The organism is Nocardia sp. CWNU-33 (assembly GCF_046764895.1).
Classification (GTDB): Bacteria; Actinomycetota; Actinomycetes; order Mycobacteriales; family Mycobacteriaceae; genus Nocardia.
In genome coordinates this window covers 1-15,327 of sequence record NZ_JBKOQN010000015.1, presented here as the reverse complement: position 1 = coordinate 15,327, position 15,327 = coordinate 1, and the positions used below count along the sequence as shown (strand labels likewise).

Here is a 15,327-nt window from a genome sequence, read left to right as displayed (position 1 = left end):
GATGGCGACCCCTGCGGTGCACAACGACGTGGAGCCGAGTCGGGCAACGACGCTCGGTGGGGTCGCGGTCATCAACTGGATACGAGTGGCTACGAGTGCCGGGCTTGGCTTTGCGAGCGGGCTGCGGCGAACATATCCATCCGGCTGGCGCAGGTGGTTGTCTGCGGTGGTCGGTCGATGCGGAATTGGCTTCTATGATGACTGCACTATTACCTCTTGCCTACGGGTACTTGCGTGATGACTTGATCGGTGATCGCGACGGCGAGTCGGGTGAAGACACGTTACGGGCTGCTGCCCGCTCGCTCGGCTACGAGCTGGGTACCGTGTTCCATGAACCGCCACCGGAGACCGGAATGCTGCCACCAGCGTTCGTCGATCTGATCCAGGAATGCCGCCGCGCCGCGGCGCACGCGGTGATCACACTGGCGGGGCACATGTCGAACATGTCGATGTCGCGGATGGTCCTGCAGGCGGTCCTGCAAGTGCGCGTCGAGGCCGTCGTCCACGAAGTCGGGTAACGAGTCATCAAGGCCCGAGGACATTTCCCCAGCGAGCAGGCCGCCCTGAAATGCCTGTAGCTGGTCACCCGTTCACTCGACTCGACCGGCGCCGGTCGGGCACGATGGACGATGCGCTGGAAACCTGCGGTCAACGCGTTCGCGATCACCTTCGCCGACCGCTGGCCCGACGCCCAAACTTACTGAGGAACAACGCCGGAAACACCGTTAACGAGATACTCCCGGTTATCGGTGGGGTTGGTGGCGGTGCAGGTGCGGTCGTCGGGTGGCTTCGGTTTGGACGTGGTCGATGTGGTTTTTGGGGACGAATCCGATGATGTCGGCGCGTGAGGTGATGACCAGTTTCTGGAAGATGGCACTGACCTGGGCGTCGATGGTTCTGGAGGAGTTTCCTCGGCGTGCGGCGATGGCGGTGTTGGTCCATCCGGCCGCTGCCAGGATCGCGACCTGCCGTTCCGCGGTGGATAGTTCGTTCCAAGGCGATCGGGTGTCGTTGCGGGCGGGTTGTTCGATGTGCAGTGTGCCCAGAGCGAGCTGTTGGACCTCGGTCAGTTCGGGGCGCAGCCGAGAGCCTCGGGTTTCGGCGACGGTGAAGGTGTTGTCCCCGAGCACGCGGCGCACGATGCCGATCGCCTTGGCGGTTTCAGCGCCGAAGGGACCCATGTTCTCGATGCCGACGCCGATTCGGGCGCGGAGTGTTTTGGTCCCTCCGGCAAGTTGAGCGGCTTCGGTGGCCAGGGCGGTGAGGGTGGCTCGGTCGGGGTTTGCGGCGGCGATCGTGTCGGTGATGATCTGGGCAAGCGACCATATTCGGATTTCCACCGCCCACAACGCACCCCATTGGTCGCCCGTTGGGAGTTGCTGTGCCAGCGCGGCGCGTCCGACGGCGAGCGCCTCGGTGGGGTTGCCGTGTTGGGTGAGCGTAATCGCCCAGGCCAGTTCGGCCCAGGATTTCGTCCACCACGCCCCCGATGCGGTGGCGTTATCGAGGTTGCGTCGGGGGATCTCGCGGGCTTGTTGCGGTGATCCGAGCATACTAGCGGCCAGCGCGGCGAACATTTCGCACATCGAGGCGGGGCCTTCGCTGCCCAGACGGTGGGCTTTGTCGGCGGCGCGAGTCAAGACTGTGATGGCTCGCCGATCACTGCGGGCCAGCAACAGTTCAGCGCCCCACGCGAATTCGACAGCGGCGGGCAGGCCGATATCGGTTTCGGGGTTTTGTCGCCAGTCGGCCCTGGCCTCGGGCAGACAGAGGAGGATGCAGTCTTCGAGCATTCGTTCGGCGTCTTCGAGCTGGCCCTGACACAGCAAGATCAGCACGAGCTGGGCCACAGCGTCTGTTTGGAGTTCGACCGGCTGCGGGCGCAGGACACGAGTGGCCGCCAGGGTGCGTTCGGTCCAGCGGCGGGTCTCTCGCAGCGAGCCCGCGAAGAACGGGACGCGCAGGACCATCAGCCCGACGCAGATCTCCAGGCCGAGTACGGATTCGCCCGGTGTGGCGAGACTGGACTCGATCGCGGTCAGCAGGTTGTCCCATTCGGCGCGGGCCCAATCCAGCAGGTCCCTCTCTGTGGGACCGAACCAGTGGGACGCCGCGTACAAGACTTTGTCGCGATAGTAACGGCGGTGGCGCGCAGCCAGCCGGGCTGGTTCGTCGTTCATCTCGCCGGTGGAGCGTTCGATTAGTCGCTGCTGGGCGAATACTCGGATACTTTCCAATAGCGAATATCGCACGGTCGTCGCCGTCATGTGTACCGACACCAGCGACTGGTCGACCAGACGCTCCAGCAACCCCTCGACCTCATCGATCATCACCCTCACGACCGCATCGGTGCCGGGGTCGTCGGCGCAGACAGCCTGGATGGCTTCCAGGTCGGCCCCGACGTCGAGGACTCTGTCACCGATGTTGTCTTGCGGGTTGGGGTCATAGCCCGCGGCGAACACCGACATGCGGTCCAGCAACAGACGTTCGGTGTCGGTGCACAGCTCGTACGACCAGGCGATGACGTCGCCGACCGCCCGGTGACGGGGGTCAACTCCGAACCGTGGTCCGGGCGACCAGCGCATCCGTCCGTCGGCGGCCCGGCCGCTCAACTCGTCGAGGATGCTCGCCAGTGGTTGCAGACGCATTCGGGCAGCGGCCAGCTGGATGTAGAGCGGATGGTTGTGCACGTGGCGACAGATCGACTCGACCGTGGTGATCTGCTCGCGCTCGGCGATCGGGTGGCCAGCCTGTTCGGCCCGTTGCCGGAACAATGCCAACGCCTGCTCGCGGGTCAGCGGGGGCACCTCGACCAGTCGCTCGTCGATCCAGCCGATCGCCTCGCGGCTGGTCGCCACGACGCTCAGCCCCGGCACCGCCTCCAGCAGTTCGGCGATCAACTCACCGGCACCGACGACGACGTGCTCGCAGTTGTCCAGCACCAACACGATCTGCCGGTCCCGCCCCGCCGCATCGGCGACGGCGAACGTCTCGACCAACGCGTCGAACACCGACCGACCGGAGAAGTCGACATCCAGCACCGCCTTGGCGACTTCTTCCTCGACAGCGGCACGGTCGCAGCCTTTGACCAGCCGGGCCAACCGCGCCCAATACACCGGTACGCTTCTGGCTTTGTGGTAACGCCGCACGGCCTCGGCCGCCAACCGGGTTTTACCGATCCCTCCCGGCCCGGTCAACGTGATCAACCGGGCCGAACTCAACAGCAGGGTGCTGATCGTCTCCAGCTCACGGTCACGACCAACGAAGTTCGCGGTGGCTGCGGGTAGCCCACCGACGCGATCCCAACCTCTGGTCGCCACAGCGCATCATCCTACTCTTCGTCTTCGCGCGTCGGCCTTCTACCGTTGCCGGCCCGAGCCGGTGATCATGTTCCCGTTGGCGTGCCTGTATCCCGATGCCAACGAGCTCGAGGAACGGATGCCGCGGTGGATGGTGGAGCACCGGCTGGTGTCCGATCCCGGCGAGGAGGACTTCCGGCGCGGGCAGTTGTCGGGGCAGGTGATGGCATGGCTTGCCACGTCAATGGCCGCCGTCAGGTATCCGCCGCCGGAGGCTGCGTTCCGCGTCGACAAGCAGCAGGGTGACGATCTTGTCCAGCTCGGCCTACGACCGACGAATCCGTCCGCCGCCGACACACGAACGCCGCGGCCTTCCCGCGCGACCGACATAGCCCGACAGTGGTCCTCCCCACCGGACCGGAAACTCTCTGATTCCGCCGCGATCCTTCTCCAGTCTCGGGAGCATGCCCACCGGCAAGCTTCTACTCGCGTCTACGCTTCGGCACGCGCTGAGCGGTTGGTCGATCACCAAGATTGCGTCGAAGTCGATTTCGGCGAGCACCGTCAGGTAAGTCGAATGAAACTACCTAGGATGATGGCGGCGATGGTGAGTTCGGCCTGGTAGTAGGCGGCGCGTTTGGTGTAGCGGGTGGCCAGGTCGCGGAATTGTTTGAGTCTGTTGAAGCATCGCTCGACGACATTGCGCTGCTTGTAGGTTTCGGCATCGAACGAGGGCGGTCGGCCGCCGCGTGATCCCTTGGCTTTGCGACCACCGATCTGATCGTGACGTTCGGGACTGATGAACCGGACCCGGCGCTCGCGTAGCGCGCCGGGTCGACGGATGCGAATACGCCCTGTCGGCGATCACCGCGTCGGGACGGACGCGCGGCCGACCCGGCCCGACCCTGGCCACGCTGATGCCGTCGAGCAGCGCCAGCATCTGCGGGTTGTCTCCGGCTTGGCCCGGTGTGAGCAGTACCCGCATCGGTAGGCCGCGGCCGTCGACGGCCAGATGGACTTTGGTGCTCAGCCCACCGCGAGATCGTCCGAGCGCTTCTCCCTCGACGACGATGCCCGGTCCGGTTGCAGCGCCCCCTTTTTGGCCCGCAGGTGCGAGCCGTCGACGATGACCCGGTCGAAGTCGATCAACCCCGCGCTGTGGCAGCGGGCCAGGATCGCTTGATGCATCTGCTCGAACACCCCGGCGGCCTGCCAGTCCCGCAACCGCCGCCAGCAGGTCATCCCTGACCCGAAGCCCAGTTCTTGGGGTAGGTCTTCCCACCCGATCCCGGTGATCAGCACGAACAGGATTCCTTGCAGCACCAGCCGGTTGTCCATCTGGGCGGGTCCCGGTGTTCCCGGCGCCTTCGTCGGTAGTAGCGGTTCGATTACTGCCCACAACTGGTCGTCTACGATCCATGGTGCTGCCACAGCGAAACATCCTGCACTGCAACGACACTCAACGCCAACCAGCAGAACCTGTTAGTACTGCAACTGCACTCGTGTAGTTCGTTCCTGGTAGACCTGTTGCGTGGTGTTGGATCATGCTGTGGCCGAACTGGATTCGTTGATGGCGAGGATCGGGGAACGGTTCACCCGCGCTGAACCGCGGGGGCGGGCGGGTGAGTATGTGTCGGGGCTGGTCGCGGGCCTGGAACGCAAGAACGGGTGGACGTTGGCCGAACGCGCTTGTGAGAGCGCTCCGGACGGGATGCAGCGGCTGCTGCGCGCTGCCGACTGGGACGTCGACGGGGTGCGTGACGATGTGCGCGATTATGTGGTCGAACACCTCGGTGACCCGGCCGCCGTGCTGGCCGGTGATGAGACCGGTTTCCTGAAGAAGGGAACCAAATACGCTGGCGTGCAACGGCAGTACTCGGGCACGGCCGGACGTACGGAGAACTGTCAGATCGGGGTATTCCTGGCGTATGCGTCCAAACACGGGCACGCCCTGATCGACCGGGAGCTCTACGTCCCGCAGTCGTGGATCGGTGATCGGCAGTGGTGCCGTGACGCCGGGATTCCCGACGAAATCGAGTTCGCCACCAAGCCCCGGCAGATGATCGCCATGCTCGAGCGTGCGCTGGCCGCGAAGGTGCCGTTCGTGTGGTTCACCGCTGATGAGGCCTACGGTCAGGCCGGCTACCTGCGGGCTTGGTGTGGGGACCACGACGTGTTCTATGTGATGGCCACCCGCTGCGATCACCAGCTGGCCACCCGCGCCGACCGCATCGCTCGTGCCGACGAGCTGGTCGCGGAGTTCGGCGACCGCACCTGGCAACGGTTGTCGGTCGGTGCCGGCGCACACGGACCCCGCGAATACGACTGGGCACGCCGCCAGATCGAGGGCACCTGGAAGACCGGGCGCGGGCACTGGCTGCTGGCACGGCGCTCGATCAGTGACCCCACCGAGATCGCCTACTACATCTGCTACGGCCCGGCCTCGTCGCGGCTGGTCGATCTGGCCTGGACCGCCGGGTCGCGCTGGCATGTGGAAGAAGCGTTTCAGCAGGCCAAAGGCGAGGCCGGGCTCGACCATTATCAGGTCCGCAAATGGCGCGCCTGGTATGCCCACATCACCCTGTCGATGCTCGCCCTGGCCTGGCTTGCCGCCACAAAAACCCTTGCCGCAAAGGGGGACTCGCCAGAAGCGAAGAAGGCATGATCGCTCTCACGCTACCGGAGATCCGCCGCTTACTCATCGCGTTCGTGCTCACTCCGCTGCATGCCGCCGACCACATCTGGGCCTGGTCACGCTGGCGACGACGCCGACAACACCAAGCCCGGCTGTCGCACTACCGGCGGCGAGTGCACCCACTCACCTGAGTGCAGTTGCAGTATTAAGCCGACGACGCGGCCGGGACGGGGCGAATTTTCGAATCCTGTGTGCGCCCGGCAAATCTGTGGCCGTGCCCAGTCGATGCGCGACACACCCTGCAACCTCGATGCGTCGGGCTGGTATCCCACTATGCTTGCCGTGTATTAGCCATGTGGGTCTATTCGGACAATTTCGCCACCGCTGATGTACATCCGATTCGAAACGGGATCAAATATGCGACCTCGATTCGTCGTTATCGCGACCGCTGTGGTCGCGGCTGTTCTGGCTGTGGTTCTGTGGCAGGGCGCCGAGCCGAGCCAAGCCCAACCGCCCGGTGCGGACGTCTCCGGTGCCGGGATTCATCTGACGACATCGGTGGACAACGTCAAAGTGGACCCACCGGGCGACCGGATGCCGAGCTTTCTCATGACGTTCGCGCATGCCGCGCAGCTATCAGGCGACTACTCGCTGACCGTGGAGGGCAATGGAATAACGTCCGGCCAGGCCGTCGCGGGGTTCCTCCTCGGCTGCGCGATCAGTCTGGACAACGGCTTCTCCATCGGAATCGATCCCAATCAAGGGCTGTTGGCGAGTATTTCCCCCGACTTCGGCCAGTCGAACGTTGCCGCCACCCTGCCGAGTGTGACGCTCGCGCCGGGGCCCACAACGCCGAGTGCCCCCACCATCTCCCGGAGTGCCGCACCGATCTCCCGGAGTGCCGCACCGATCTCCCGGAGTGCCGCACCGATCTCCCGGAGTGCCGCACCGATCTCCCGGAGTGCCGCACCGATCTCCCGGAGTGCCGCACCGATCTCCCGGAGTGCCGCCCCCATCTCCCGGAGTGCCGCCTCCACCTCCGAGAGCGCCGCCACCACTTCCCCGAGTGCCTCGACCAGCCCGTCCTCCGCGAGCCTCGGACCGACCGTCGGCGGCGCCCTGGGCTTGACCGAGATCCTGGAAGCCACCTTGGCACCGGGCCAGATCACCACCGTCACGACAGTGACGGCCGACCTGGACGACAAGACGGTGTTCCCGTACCACTTCATTTTCAACAACGCCGCGTTGAACGTCGGCCAGTGTGCCTCACCGGTATCGGCCGTCCCCTTCATCACCGCCACGGTGAGTACCGCGGTGGGGACGGTGCAGACCACTGCCTACGGCAGCCAGTTCACCTTCTGATTCCAGGAAACGAAGGCTCGAGGACACGCGCGAGGAATTTGCCAGCAGAGGGGTACGTGTCGTCGTATCGGCGGGTCGATCTCGATATTTGGTGCCGGCGGCTGGCGGGTTTCGGCTGCGTGGTGTGCAACGCGGCCGGTGAGGTGTCGAGTCGCCCGTTCGACGATGCGGGGCAAGGCGATCTTCCGCGGAAGGGCGTGTGGGTGAGTCGCAAGGGTGAGCGGTTGGATTCAGGAGTCGCTATTTCCGGTCAGTGTGCATGGACGAAAGACGTTGCCCTACGGTGACTCACCGGTGAACAGGCCCTCGCGATCCAGCGACAGCCTGGACTCGAGTCTCGACAGCTGGGCCACCCAGCTGATGTGCTTGGTGGCCCAGCCTCGGGGGTTCGCTAGCTCGGGTCGACAGGGCTGTTGTGGTAGGCGGCGACCAACCACCTGTCGTCACACCTCTGGAGGACCCAGGTCGCATTGACGAGCCGGTCGGCAGGCACTTCGGTTTCGCCGGCGAACAGGATGCCGGCCTTGCTGACGACGATTGCGTAGTCCTGACCGAGGAACCGGATGTCTTGGATCTCGTCGGTCACGGTCGAGTTCTGGAGGTAGGTAGCGAAACTTGCAGCCATGCTCTGCCGGACTTCCTCCCTGTTCCGCCGGTAGGCCCCGGGCATGATCACGGTGGCGTGCTCGGTGTAGTCCGCGACAAAAGTGTCCGCGTCACCGGCTGCCCATGCTTTGTACTGGTCGGCCAAGACTTGGTTGATGGCCGCACAGTCGTCCGTTCGGGTCATGGTCATGGCATTCCTCCGATTTGTTGGCACGGCCCACCGTTTGGACCATTTAGCTATCCGACGCGCGAGCACCCCTCGAATCGACAACCTGAACGGAACGTCGTCGCGGGTTCATGACTTGGCGAGTTGGGATGCGGCGGCCAGCGACTGTGAACTCGACGAGACAAAACTCCGCAGCCTGGGCAGGCTGCCGGCTCGTCTCGGGTGCTCACGTCCAGTCGCACCCGCAGCCCTACCGAGTCCCCACCATCGATCCGCAGCCCGTTAAGATGCGGAAACAGAACCGCCATCGGCCCAAGATCAGAACACCGACAACACGATCGATCATCAAGCACCCGTTCGCATTCCGAGCCGGGTCAATCACGCAGACTGTGCCAGATCCATCTTTTCCGTGCCGTCGACATCCGTCGGGTCGGTGTGAGTTGTTCGGCCCATGAGTGTCCTTCAAGGCTCCAGGTACAGGCGTTCATTGGGCAAGCGTGGGTACCGACGGCTGTCATCAGGTATCACAGCGAGATGTTTCGGATAGCAGCGGTCACGGCAATCTTGTATGAACAACAAAGCCGCAGTGACGCACGCGGTGAAATCGAGGCGCACATGACCGAGTTGCACTGCAAGGTGCACGTCCGCTTCCTCCGGATGCGGAGACATCTGGCTATCCATGTCAGGCTCGAGCCTCCTTGGGTACCGGGCAGAAATCTGCGCGGCCATCGTCGCCCCCGACCGCAGGTAGTCCGCGCCATCGCACGATGACCCGCGGCAGGTGCCGAATTCGACGAATACCTCATGCCCGGGGGAGATCAGTTGGTAGGCCCGGGCCGGGGTTATCGCTACGCGGTACTCCGGGTTCTTGATTTCGCGGGGGATTCCGATTTTCACAGGCAAAAAGCTCCTGAACGTGCGTATCGAGGTTTGAGCGACAGCGCCGCAGTTGATGCCAATGTGAGGTGCATCGCCAGTTGACCGATTTCCAATTATGAGTATTCGTCACCGATATACCTATACTGCTGCGGAAAATTCTGACATTGCTCCGTACTTCTGCTTTATATTCAGCCGGAATGCTTGATCTGGGTTCGGAACCGAGAGATCTTCGGTGCGGGAGCGATGAGTCCGCCGCACGGCTTAATGTCGTCACTGATGCGGAGCCAGGCAGCCATGGTGCCGCACTACTGCGACAAGATCGGCCGAACCCGCCTGGCCTGGTCGCCGTTCGGTAGCGCGCAGGCGGACCCCTATGTACGGGGCACTGCAACAGTCGCCCACTACCGACTGCCTGCGGACCTACCCAGGACCGCGGAGCCGCCCGCCATTCCGCAGACCGTCGCGCGGAGCGTCGACTCCACTGCGTCACTGGCTCAGGCCCGGCGTATCGGAGTGCCGATTGTGGGCGACCCGCGGCCCGGATCCGCCTGCCGAGTTCCCGCCATGGTCACTCGAAATACCCGGCCCACGCGGGGCCGGGCCTTGGTCGTGCAAGTGGGACTCGTCAGGTCGCGACCTTCTGGTTCCAGTCGATGACGAACCGGTGAACCGGGCCGAACATCTTCTCCGGCTTCAGGAATGTGCGGGTGGCCAGCGGCATGGTGAGGCCGAAGAGGGCCTTGGCGATGGGGCCGGAGGTCTTGCCGCTATTGGTCTTGGCGGCATTGTTCGAGATGTCCTCCACGCGGGGGCGGCGCAGCCGCTCGTAGGCGGCGAACGCGGCGGTCGGGTCGGTGATGTCGCGCAGGCAGCGGGCAAGCTCGACCGCGGACTCGATGGCCAGCGACGCGCCCTGACCGGAGCTGGAGGAGGGGGCGTGCGCCGAGTCGCCGACGAGCACCATCCGATCGCGGAACCAATGTGGTAGGTGCGGCATCCGTTCCATCGGGCCCGCGACGATCATCTTCTCAACGCTGGTTCGCTGGAACAGCTGCTGGCCCGGGGTGTCGCCGACGTGTGCGGCGCGCAGCTCGGCCAGCCACTTCTCGGCGGAGACGGCCTTGGCCTCGGCCATCGTCATCGCCTCCTGCTGTGGGAGGTTGCTGAAGAACATGTCGCTGCCGTCGGGTTGCCGCCAGTAGCCGTAGAACGCTCGTTTGCCGAATGCGAAGTGCATGGCGTCGATATCGCCGACGCCACCGTCGCAGCGCCTGCCGTCGGGTGTGAAGTCACCGAAGCCGAAGCTCATCAGTCCGGTGTATTCGGGGCCGGGAGCCTCGGGGTCGATCAGGGTGCGGACAGTCGAGTGGATGCCGTCGGCGCCGATGAGGATGTCGCCCTCGGCGCTGGTGCCATCGGCGAATGTCGCGACGACCCCGTGCGCGGTCTCCGTGACGTCGACCAGTCGTTTTCCGTGCTCGATCGCGATCCCGTTCGCCAAGGCGTGGTCGTGCAGCACACCGAACAAGTCCGCGCGCAGCATCACGCAGCTCGGCGGCAGGCTTGGTAGGGCGTCGACGCGCATGAGCTTGCGGCCTCGTCCTGTCTCCATGACCATGCTGTGCAGCGGGTGTCCGGCGGCCCGCACCAGTTCGTCGGCGCCGACCGTTTTCAGTGCGGCCAGTCCATTCGGGGCGACAGTCAGCGCGCCGCCTACGTCGCGGGCTGCGCTGTCGTACGTCTCGAACACCGTCGCTGCGATGCCGACTTTCCGCAGTGCCAGTGCCGTCACGGGTCCGGCAATGCCGCCACCGATGATCAACGCGGTCTTGATTCCCATGATCGTTCCATCTCTTCGATCCTCGCGATCGGTGCCCGGTCGACCACCGAATCAATAGTGTCATAGACACTAGTTGCAATGCAACTAGTTCTCCGAAGTCGACGTCGGCCTGGGTTCATCAAGGGCGGAAACAAGGCAGATCGGGCAATACGAGCCGGACGTTGAAAATCCTCTGACCTGGACGGGAGAGGATCAGGTGGGCACCCGCGGGCGAAATCCAGTTCCCTGGGTCGAGTGGTCGCAGGTCAGATCCTGTTTGGCGGACTGTTCGTCGCGTGTGTTGATGCGGCGTGTGCAAACGTGCTCGTTCGGCGAGGTTGCATCGGCTGTCATTCGTTGCTGGTCTGCACGGATTCGGCCGGTGCGGTGGGTCGGGCAGCGTTGCGCTGCCCGCGGTGGGACCAGCCTGTGACTGACGAATTCGTTGATGCACGGCTGACGGGCAGTCAATGACGTGGCGGGTGCGTTTGATGCGCAACCACTTAGCTGTCTCCTTCCCGAATATCCCGCGTGTTAGACGCGCAGCAGGAAGTAAGCGGCGGTTCCCGAGCCGATGACGGCGCCGCCGTAGCAGACCAGGATGATCAACGCGCTGAACTGCTCGAGCCGCAAGCCGTGGTACAGCGTGTACCGGAAGCGGTGTGCCCAATGGAATAGAGCCAGCACACAGAGCCCGAAAAGGACCAGCCGGGTGACAGGATGACGCAACACCGAGAGCAGGTATGCGTGGTCCGGCGCGGGAAGCCAGCCCAGCGGGAAGGCGAGGCCGAACAGGAACAGCAGCACCGGTATGAGCAGCGCGGCCACCATCCCGCCGACGCCGAACAGCAGCCACGCCAACGGTTCCAGGGACCTCCTGCTTTTCATCGCAGCACCACCAACAGCACGATCGTCGTCAGCAGACCCCACAGCAGGTAGTGCAGCCCAAGGATCACGACCGGTGCGACGCGCCGGTTCCGCACACGCACCACCATCGCCTTGGGCGCGAGGTTGAACCAGGTGACCGTGTGCAGAAGCACAAACAGCAGGGCGATCATGTTCAGTGCGAGCACCCACGGGCCGGCGCTCCAGCTCAGAAACCGCTGGTACTCCTCGCTTCCGGAACTGACCGCGTTGACCAGAAGCAGGAGATATACCACGAACCAGGCGACGAACACGCTGCTGAGTTCGCGCAGGACGAAGATCAGGTATGAGCGGCGTTGCGCCCACCAGAACGTGGAGATCGGTTTTCGGTACAACCGGGGTGTCGTGGTCATCGTGCCCGCCAAGGCATGAGGAAATCTCGCAGCGATTGCGTGGCCGCGGTCAGCTTGTAGCGTTGGATTGCGCCGGCCGGGTCGACCCCCTTGGGGCAGGCGGTGGTGCACTCGCCGACAAGGGTGCAGGACCATACTCCCTCGGCGGACGCGAGAACGTCCCGCCGATCTCCGGCTCCCTCATCGCGCGAGTCGAGGTTGTAGCGTTGGGCCAGCGCGATCGCCGCCGGACCGAGGAACTCGGGCTCGAGCGCGTAGACGGGACAGGCCGAGTAACAGAGCATGCAGTTGATACACATGCTGTACTTCGTGTAGTCGTCCATTTCGGACGGTGTTTGCAGGTACTCGCCGTCTTCGAGTGGCCGGTGTTCCTCCCTGATCAGCCATGGCTTGACCTCGGTCAGCTTGTGCATGAAGTCGCTGATCTCTATGACGAGATCCCGGATCACCGGGAAGTTGCGCAATGGCTCGATTCGCACCGGCCCCGGCGCGTAGTCGGTCAGGAAAGTGGCGCAGCTCAGTTGTGGCTCGCCGTTGACGGTCATGCCGCAGCTACCACAGATGCCCATCCGGCAGGACCACCGGTAGGACACCGTTCCGTCGAGGTAGTCCTTGATGTAGTTGAGGCCGTCGAGCACCGTCCATTCCTTGCGCAGCGGGACCTCGTAGGACTGCAGTACTGGTTCGTCCTCTTGATCCGGTCGGTAGCGCGCAACCTGCAGGGTTATCCGGTCCACCATCGTCATCACCTCCCATATACGCGTTCGCCGGGAGGCCAGCGAGTAATCGTTACCGGGAGGTACGAGACCAGCCCCGAGCCGTCCGGCTGCCGATGGATCACCGAATGTGCCAGGAATCGCTGGTCGTTCCTGGCGGGAAAATCGGTCCGTTGGTGCGCGCCCCGGGATTCCTCTCGCGCCAGCGCGCAGGCGATGATGCATTCCGCCACATCGAGCATGCACGACAGCTCCAGCACCGCCACCAGTTCGGTGTTGAACGCCCGGCTGTGGTCATCGAGGCACGCGCTGCCGAACCGATCGCGAAGCTCGTGCAACTTGTCGCCCGCCTCGGCGAGGGAGTCGCCGTCCCGGTAGATCCCGGCACTGGTCTCCATCGTCTTCTGCATCTCGGTGCGGACCTGCGCGATGCGTTCGGATCCCTCGGTGTGTCGCGTGAGGTCCCGTTCCAGCCGGTCCTGTTCGGCGCGGCCGCGCGCCAAGACCGCCGACGTCGGGACGGTCGTGGCCGAGCTCGCGTACTCGGCAGCGGCACGACCGGCTCGCGCACCGAAGACCAGCAACTCGGGGAGGGAGTTCGACCCGAGCCGGTTGGCGCCGTTGATACTGACGCACGCGACCTCTCCGACGGCGTACAAGCCCGCCAGGGGTGTCGCGCCATGGATGTCGGTATGGATGCCGCCCATCATGTAGTGGACGACGGGGCGTACCGGGATCAGCTCCCGGACCGGGTCGATGTTCTGGTACTTCGAGCACAGCTCGCGCACGAACGGAAGTTTCGTGTCGATGAGATCCGCACCCAGGTGGCGTATGTCGAGGTGGACGACGTGTCCGTACGGTGTGCGGATGGTTCGGCCCTTGTCGAGTTCATGCACGAAGGCCTGCGACAGCCGGTCGCGTGGCCCGAGTTCCATGCTTCGCATGACCGGAACCGATGAGGGCGTCCCGAGGTCGTAATCCTGTAAGTAGCGGTAACCGTCCTTGTTGAGCAGCCAGCCGCCTTCCGCGCGCGTTGCCTCGGTGATCAAGATGCCCGTGAACGGAAGGCCGGTCGGGTGGTACTGGACGAACTCCATGTCCTTGAGCGGCGCGCCTGCCCGGTAGGCCAACGCCATACCGTCGCCGGTGTTGATATTGGCGTTGGTGGTGAACGGATACACCCGGCCGCAGCCACCAGTGCACACGATGACAGCGCTGGCGAGAATGGTTTCGACGCGTCCGGTGGCTAGTTCTATGGCTACGATGCCGCATACCTTGCCGTCGTCGACGAGCAATGTTGTGGCGAACCACTCGTCGTACCTGACGATGTCCTGATAGGACAGTGCGGTCTGGAACAGGGTGTGCAGCAAGTGAAAACCGGTCTTGTCGGCTGCGAACCAGGTGCGATTGTTCGTCATACCGCCGAACGCCCGCACCGCGATGTGCCCGTCCGGCCGGCGGCTCCATGGGCAGCCCCAATGTTCTAGCTGGAGCAGCTCCCGCGGTGCTTCCTCGACGAAGGCCTCGACAGCGTCTTGGTCACAGAGCCAATCGCTGCCGGAGACCGTGTCGTATGCATGCTCCTGCAAGCTGTCGCCGGGACCGGCGACTCCGGCGGCGCCACCCTCAGCGGAGACGGTGTGGCTGCGCATCGGATAAACCTTGGAAACGATCGCGATACTCAACCGCGGGTTGTGTTCCGCGATGGCGATGGCCGAACGCAGGCCCGCGCCGCCCCCGCCAACGATCACGACGTCGTGAGAAGCGGTCATGGTGGCACCACCCGGGTGTCGTCCGTCAGGCCTCGAAGTCGGCGCTGTGCTCGTCCATCAGGACCTTGCCGTCATGGCGGACGATTCTGATCCGAATGCTGCCGTCGTGGAATTCGCGCCGAATCCGGCGGCAGCCACAGTCGTAACGCAGATCGTCAATGACCAAGCCCGCCTCGTCGTCTTCGCGGTGGCGAGCCCCGCCCCTCAGTTTCCCGCACGGGGCGCGCTCCCTGCTGAACTGCTCGGTGGCGCTTAGCATCTCCATCTCCCGGCGAACCGGTGGCACACCTCACTGATAGGTACATAAGAGTACGCGCATTGCGCCGAGGCCGCAGGAGGCGTGCTGGTCTGCCGGACCCCGCCCAGGACCGCCGGGTCAGCCGGTACGGCCATGCGTTCGCGGCCGTCCAGAGATGCCGCTTCGCGGGTTCTAGCGAGCCGCCGAACAGCCCGACCATCCCTCCGGCGCGTCGGAGACGGGCCTGACCGCCGGTAGGCCCTCACCTGAGCCCGGATGTGCTGCAGCAGTACTGCGCGCAATCGTTGGCATTTCGATGGAGGTCATGATGGGTTGATGACGCGAAGCGATGATGACGTGGGGTCGGCAGGGGCGGGCGGAGCGGTCGCGGCCGGTGCGGCGATGTCCGTTGCCGCTGCTGCACCCGCGGCACGAGAGATCCGGGTGCTCGCATTGAACACGTGGCACAGCGGCAGCAAAATCTCCAATGGCATTCAGCTGATCACCGATCTCATCATCTCGACACAGGCCTCGATCGTGCTGCTCTCGGAGGCAACC

14 protein-coding genes and 3 pseudogenes are annotated in these 15,327 nt (G+C 64.5%); 6 read left to right on the top strand and 11 right to left on the bottom strand.

What is annotated here, in order from left to right; translation table 11 throughout:
• The first annotated feature begins 197 nt into the window (after positions 1-197).
• Positions 198-518, top strand: a complete 321-nt coding sequence (locus ACLMAL_RS20985; RefSeq protein ID WP_412000625.1) for a hypothetical protein — start codon at positions 198-200, stop codon at positions 516-518.
• Positions 519-704: pseudogene (locus tag ACLMAL_RS20980) on the top strand (IS256 family transposase); the annotation flags it as partial. It lies immediately after the preceding gene.
• A 39-nt stretch (positions 705-743) separates the two neighbouring features.
• Here the strand turns inward: ACLMAL_RS20980 and ACLMAL_RS20975 are convergent.
• The 3 genes and pseudogenes from ACLMAL_RS20975 to ACLMAL_RS20965 all read right to left on the bottom strand — a co-directional run bounded on the left by ACLMAL_RS20975 (position 744) and on the right by ACLMAL_RS20965 (position 4,730).
• Entirely contained in the window at positions 744-3,320 is a 2,577-nt protein-coding gene (locus ACLMAL_RS20975; RefSeq protein WP_412000624.1) for an AAA family ATPase, read from the bottom strand.
• Between the two features lie 543 nt (positions 3,321-3,863).
• Positions 3,864-4,311: pseudogene (locus ACLMAL_RS20970) on the bottom strand (IS5 family transposase).
• Positions 4,312-4,325: 14 nt separating this feature from the next.
• Positions 4,326-4,730, bottom strand: coding sequence for a transposase (locus tag ACLMAL_RS20965; RefSeq protein ID WP_328401502.1), 405 nt, complete (start codon positions 4,728-4,730; stop codon positions 4,326-4,328).
• Between the two features lie 100 nt (positions 4,731-4,830).
• On the opposite strand from ACLMAL_RS20965, the gene ACLMAL_RS20960 reads away from it, so the two are divergent.
• From ACLMAL_RS20960 to ACLMAL_RS20950, 3 genes are all read left to right on the top strand, one after another.
• Positions 4,831-5,964, top strand: coding sequence for an IS701 family transposase (locus ACLMAL_RS20960; protein WP_412000623.1), 1,134 nt, complete (start codon positions 4,831-4,833; stop codon positions 5,962-5,964).
• Positions 5,961-6,125 carry a hypothetical protein gene (locus ACLMAL_RS20955; RefSeq protein ID WP_412000622.1) on the top strand — a complete coding sequence of 55 codons (165 nt, stop codon included), beginning with the start codon at positions 5,961-5,963 and terminating at the stop codon, positions 6,123-6,125. The genes ACLMAL_RS20960 and ACLMAL_RS20955 overlap by 4 nt, the downstream gene beginning before the upstream one ends.
• Before the next feature lie 259 nt (positions 6,126-6,384).
• Positions 6,385-7,296, top strand: coding sequence for an MspA family porin (locus ACLMAL_RS20950; protein ID WP_412000621.1), 912 nt, complete (start codon positions 6,385-6,387; stop codon positions 7,294-7,296).
• Between the two features lie 391 nt (positions 7,297-7,687).
• Here ACLMAL_RS20950 and ACLMAL_RS20945 read toward each other — a convergent pair whose 3' ends face one another.
• The 8 genes from ACLMAL_RS20945 to ACLMAL_RS20910 all read right to left on the bottom strand — a co-directional run bounded on the left by ACLMAL_RS20945 (position 7,688) and on the right by ACLMAL_RS20910 (position 14,790).
• Positions 7,688-8,092, bottom strand: coding sequence for an SgcJ/EcaC family oxidoreductase (locus ACLMAL_RS20945; RefSeq protein WP_412000620.1), 405 nt, complete (start codon positions 8,090-8,092; stop codon positions 7,688-7,690).
• A 438-nt stretch (positions 8,093-8,530) separates the two neighbouring features.
• Positions 8,531-8,965, bottom strand: a complete 435-nt coding sequence (locus ACLMAL_RS20940; protein WP_412000619.1) for a hypothetical protein — start codon at positions 8,963-8,965, stop codon at positions 8,531-8,533.
• Between the two features lie 607 nt (positions 8,966-9,572).
• Positions 9,573-10,787, bottom strand: a complete 1,215-nt coding sequence (locus ACLMAL_RS20935; protein WP_412000618.1) for an FAD-dependent monooxygenase — start codon at positions 10,785-10,787, stop codon at positions 9,573-9,575.
• Positions 10,788-11,300: 513 nt separating this feature from the next.
• Positions 11,301-11,654, bottom strand: coding sequence for a fumarate reductase subunit FrdD (gene frdD / locus ACLMAL_RS20930; protein ID WP_328401489.1), 354 nt, complete (start codon positions 11,652-11,654; stop codon positions 11,301-11,303).
• Positions 11,651-12,043, bottom strand: coding sequence for a fumarate reductase subunit C (locus ACLMAL_RS20925; protein WP_406230332.1), 393 nt, complete (start codon positions 12,041-12,043; stop codon positions 11,651-11,653). Before ACLMAL_RS20925 ends, frdD begins: the two co-directional genes overlap by 4 nt.
• Positions 12,040-12,783: a succinate dehydrogenase iron-sulfur subunit gene (gene sdhB / locus ACLMAL_RS20920; RefSeq protein ID WP_328401484.1), complete on the bottom strand. Its 744-nt coding sequence runs from the start codon at positions 12,781-12,783 to the stop codon at positions 12,040-12,042. The genes ACLMAL_RS20925 and sdhB overlap by 4 nt, the downstream gene beginning before the upstream one ends.
• A gap of 5 nt (positions 12,784-12,788) precedes the next feature.
• Complete coding sequence (gene frdA / locus ACLMAL_RS20915) at positions 12,789-14,531, bottom strand: fumarate reductase (quinol) flavoprotein subunit (RefSeq protein ID WP_412000617.1); 1,743 nt, start codon at positions 14,529-14,531, stop codon at positions 12,789-12,791.
• Between the two features lie 25 nt (positions 14,532-14,556).
• Positions 14,557-14,790 (bottom strand): hypothetical protein, encoded by a 234-nt coding sequence (locus tag ACLMAL_RS20910; protein ID WP_412000616.1) that lies wholly within the window; start codon positions 14,788-14,790, stop codon positions 14,557-14,559.
• 315 nt (positions 14,791-15,105) lie between these two features.
• On the opposite strand from ACLMAL_RS20910, the pseudogene ACLMAL_RS20905 reads away from it, so the two are divergent.
• A pseudogene (locus ACLMAL_RS20905) lies at positions 15,106-15,327 on the top strand (endonuclease/exonuclease/phosphatase family protein); the annotation flags it as partial.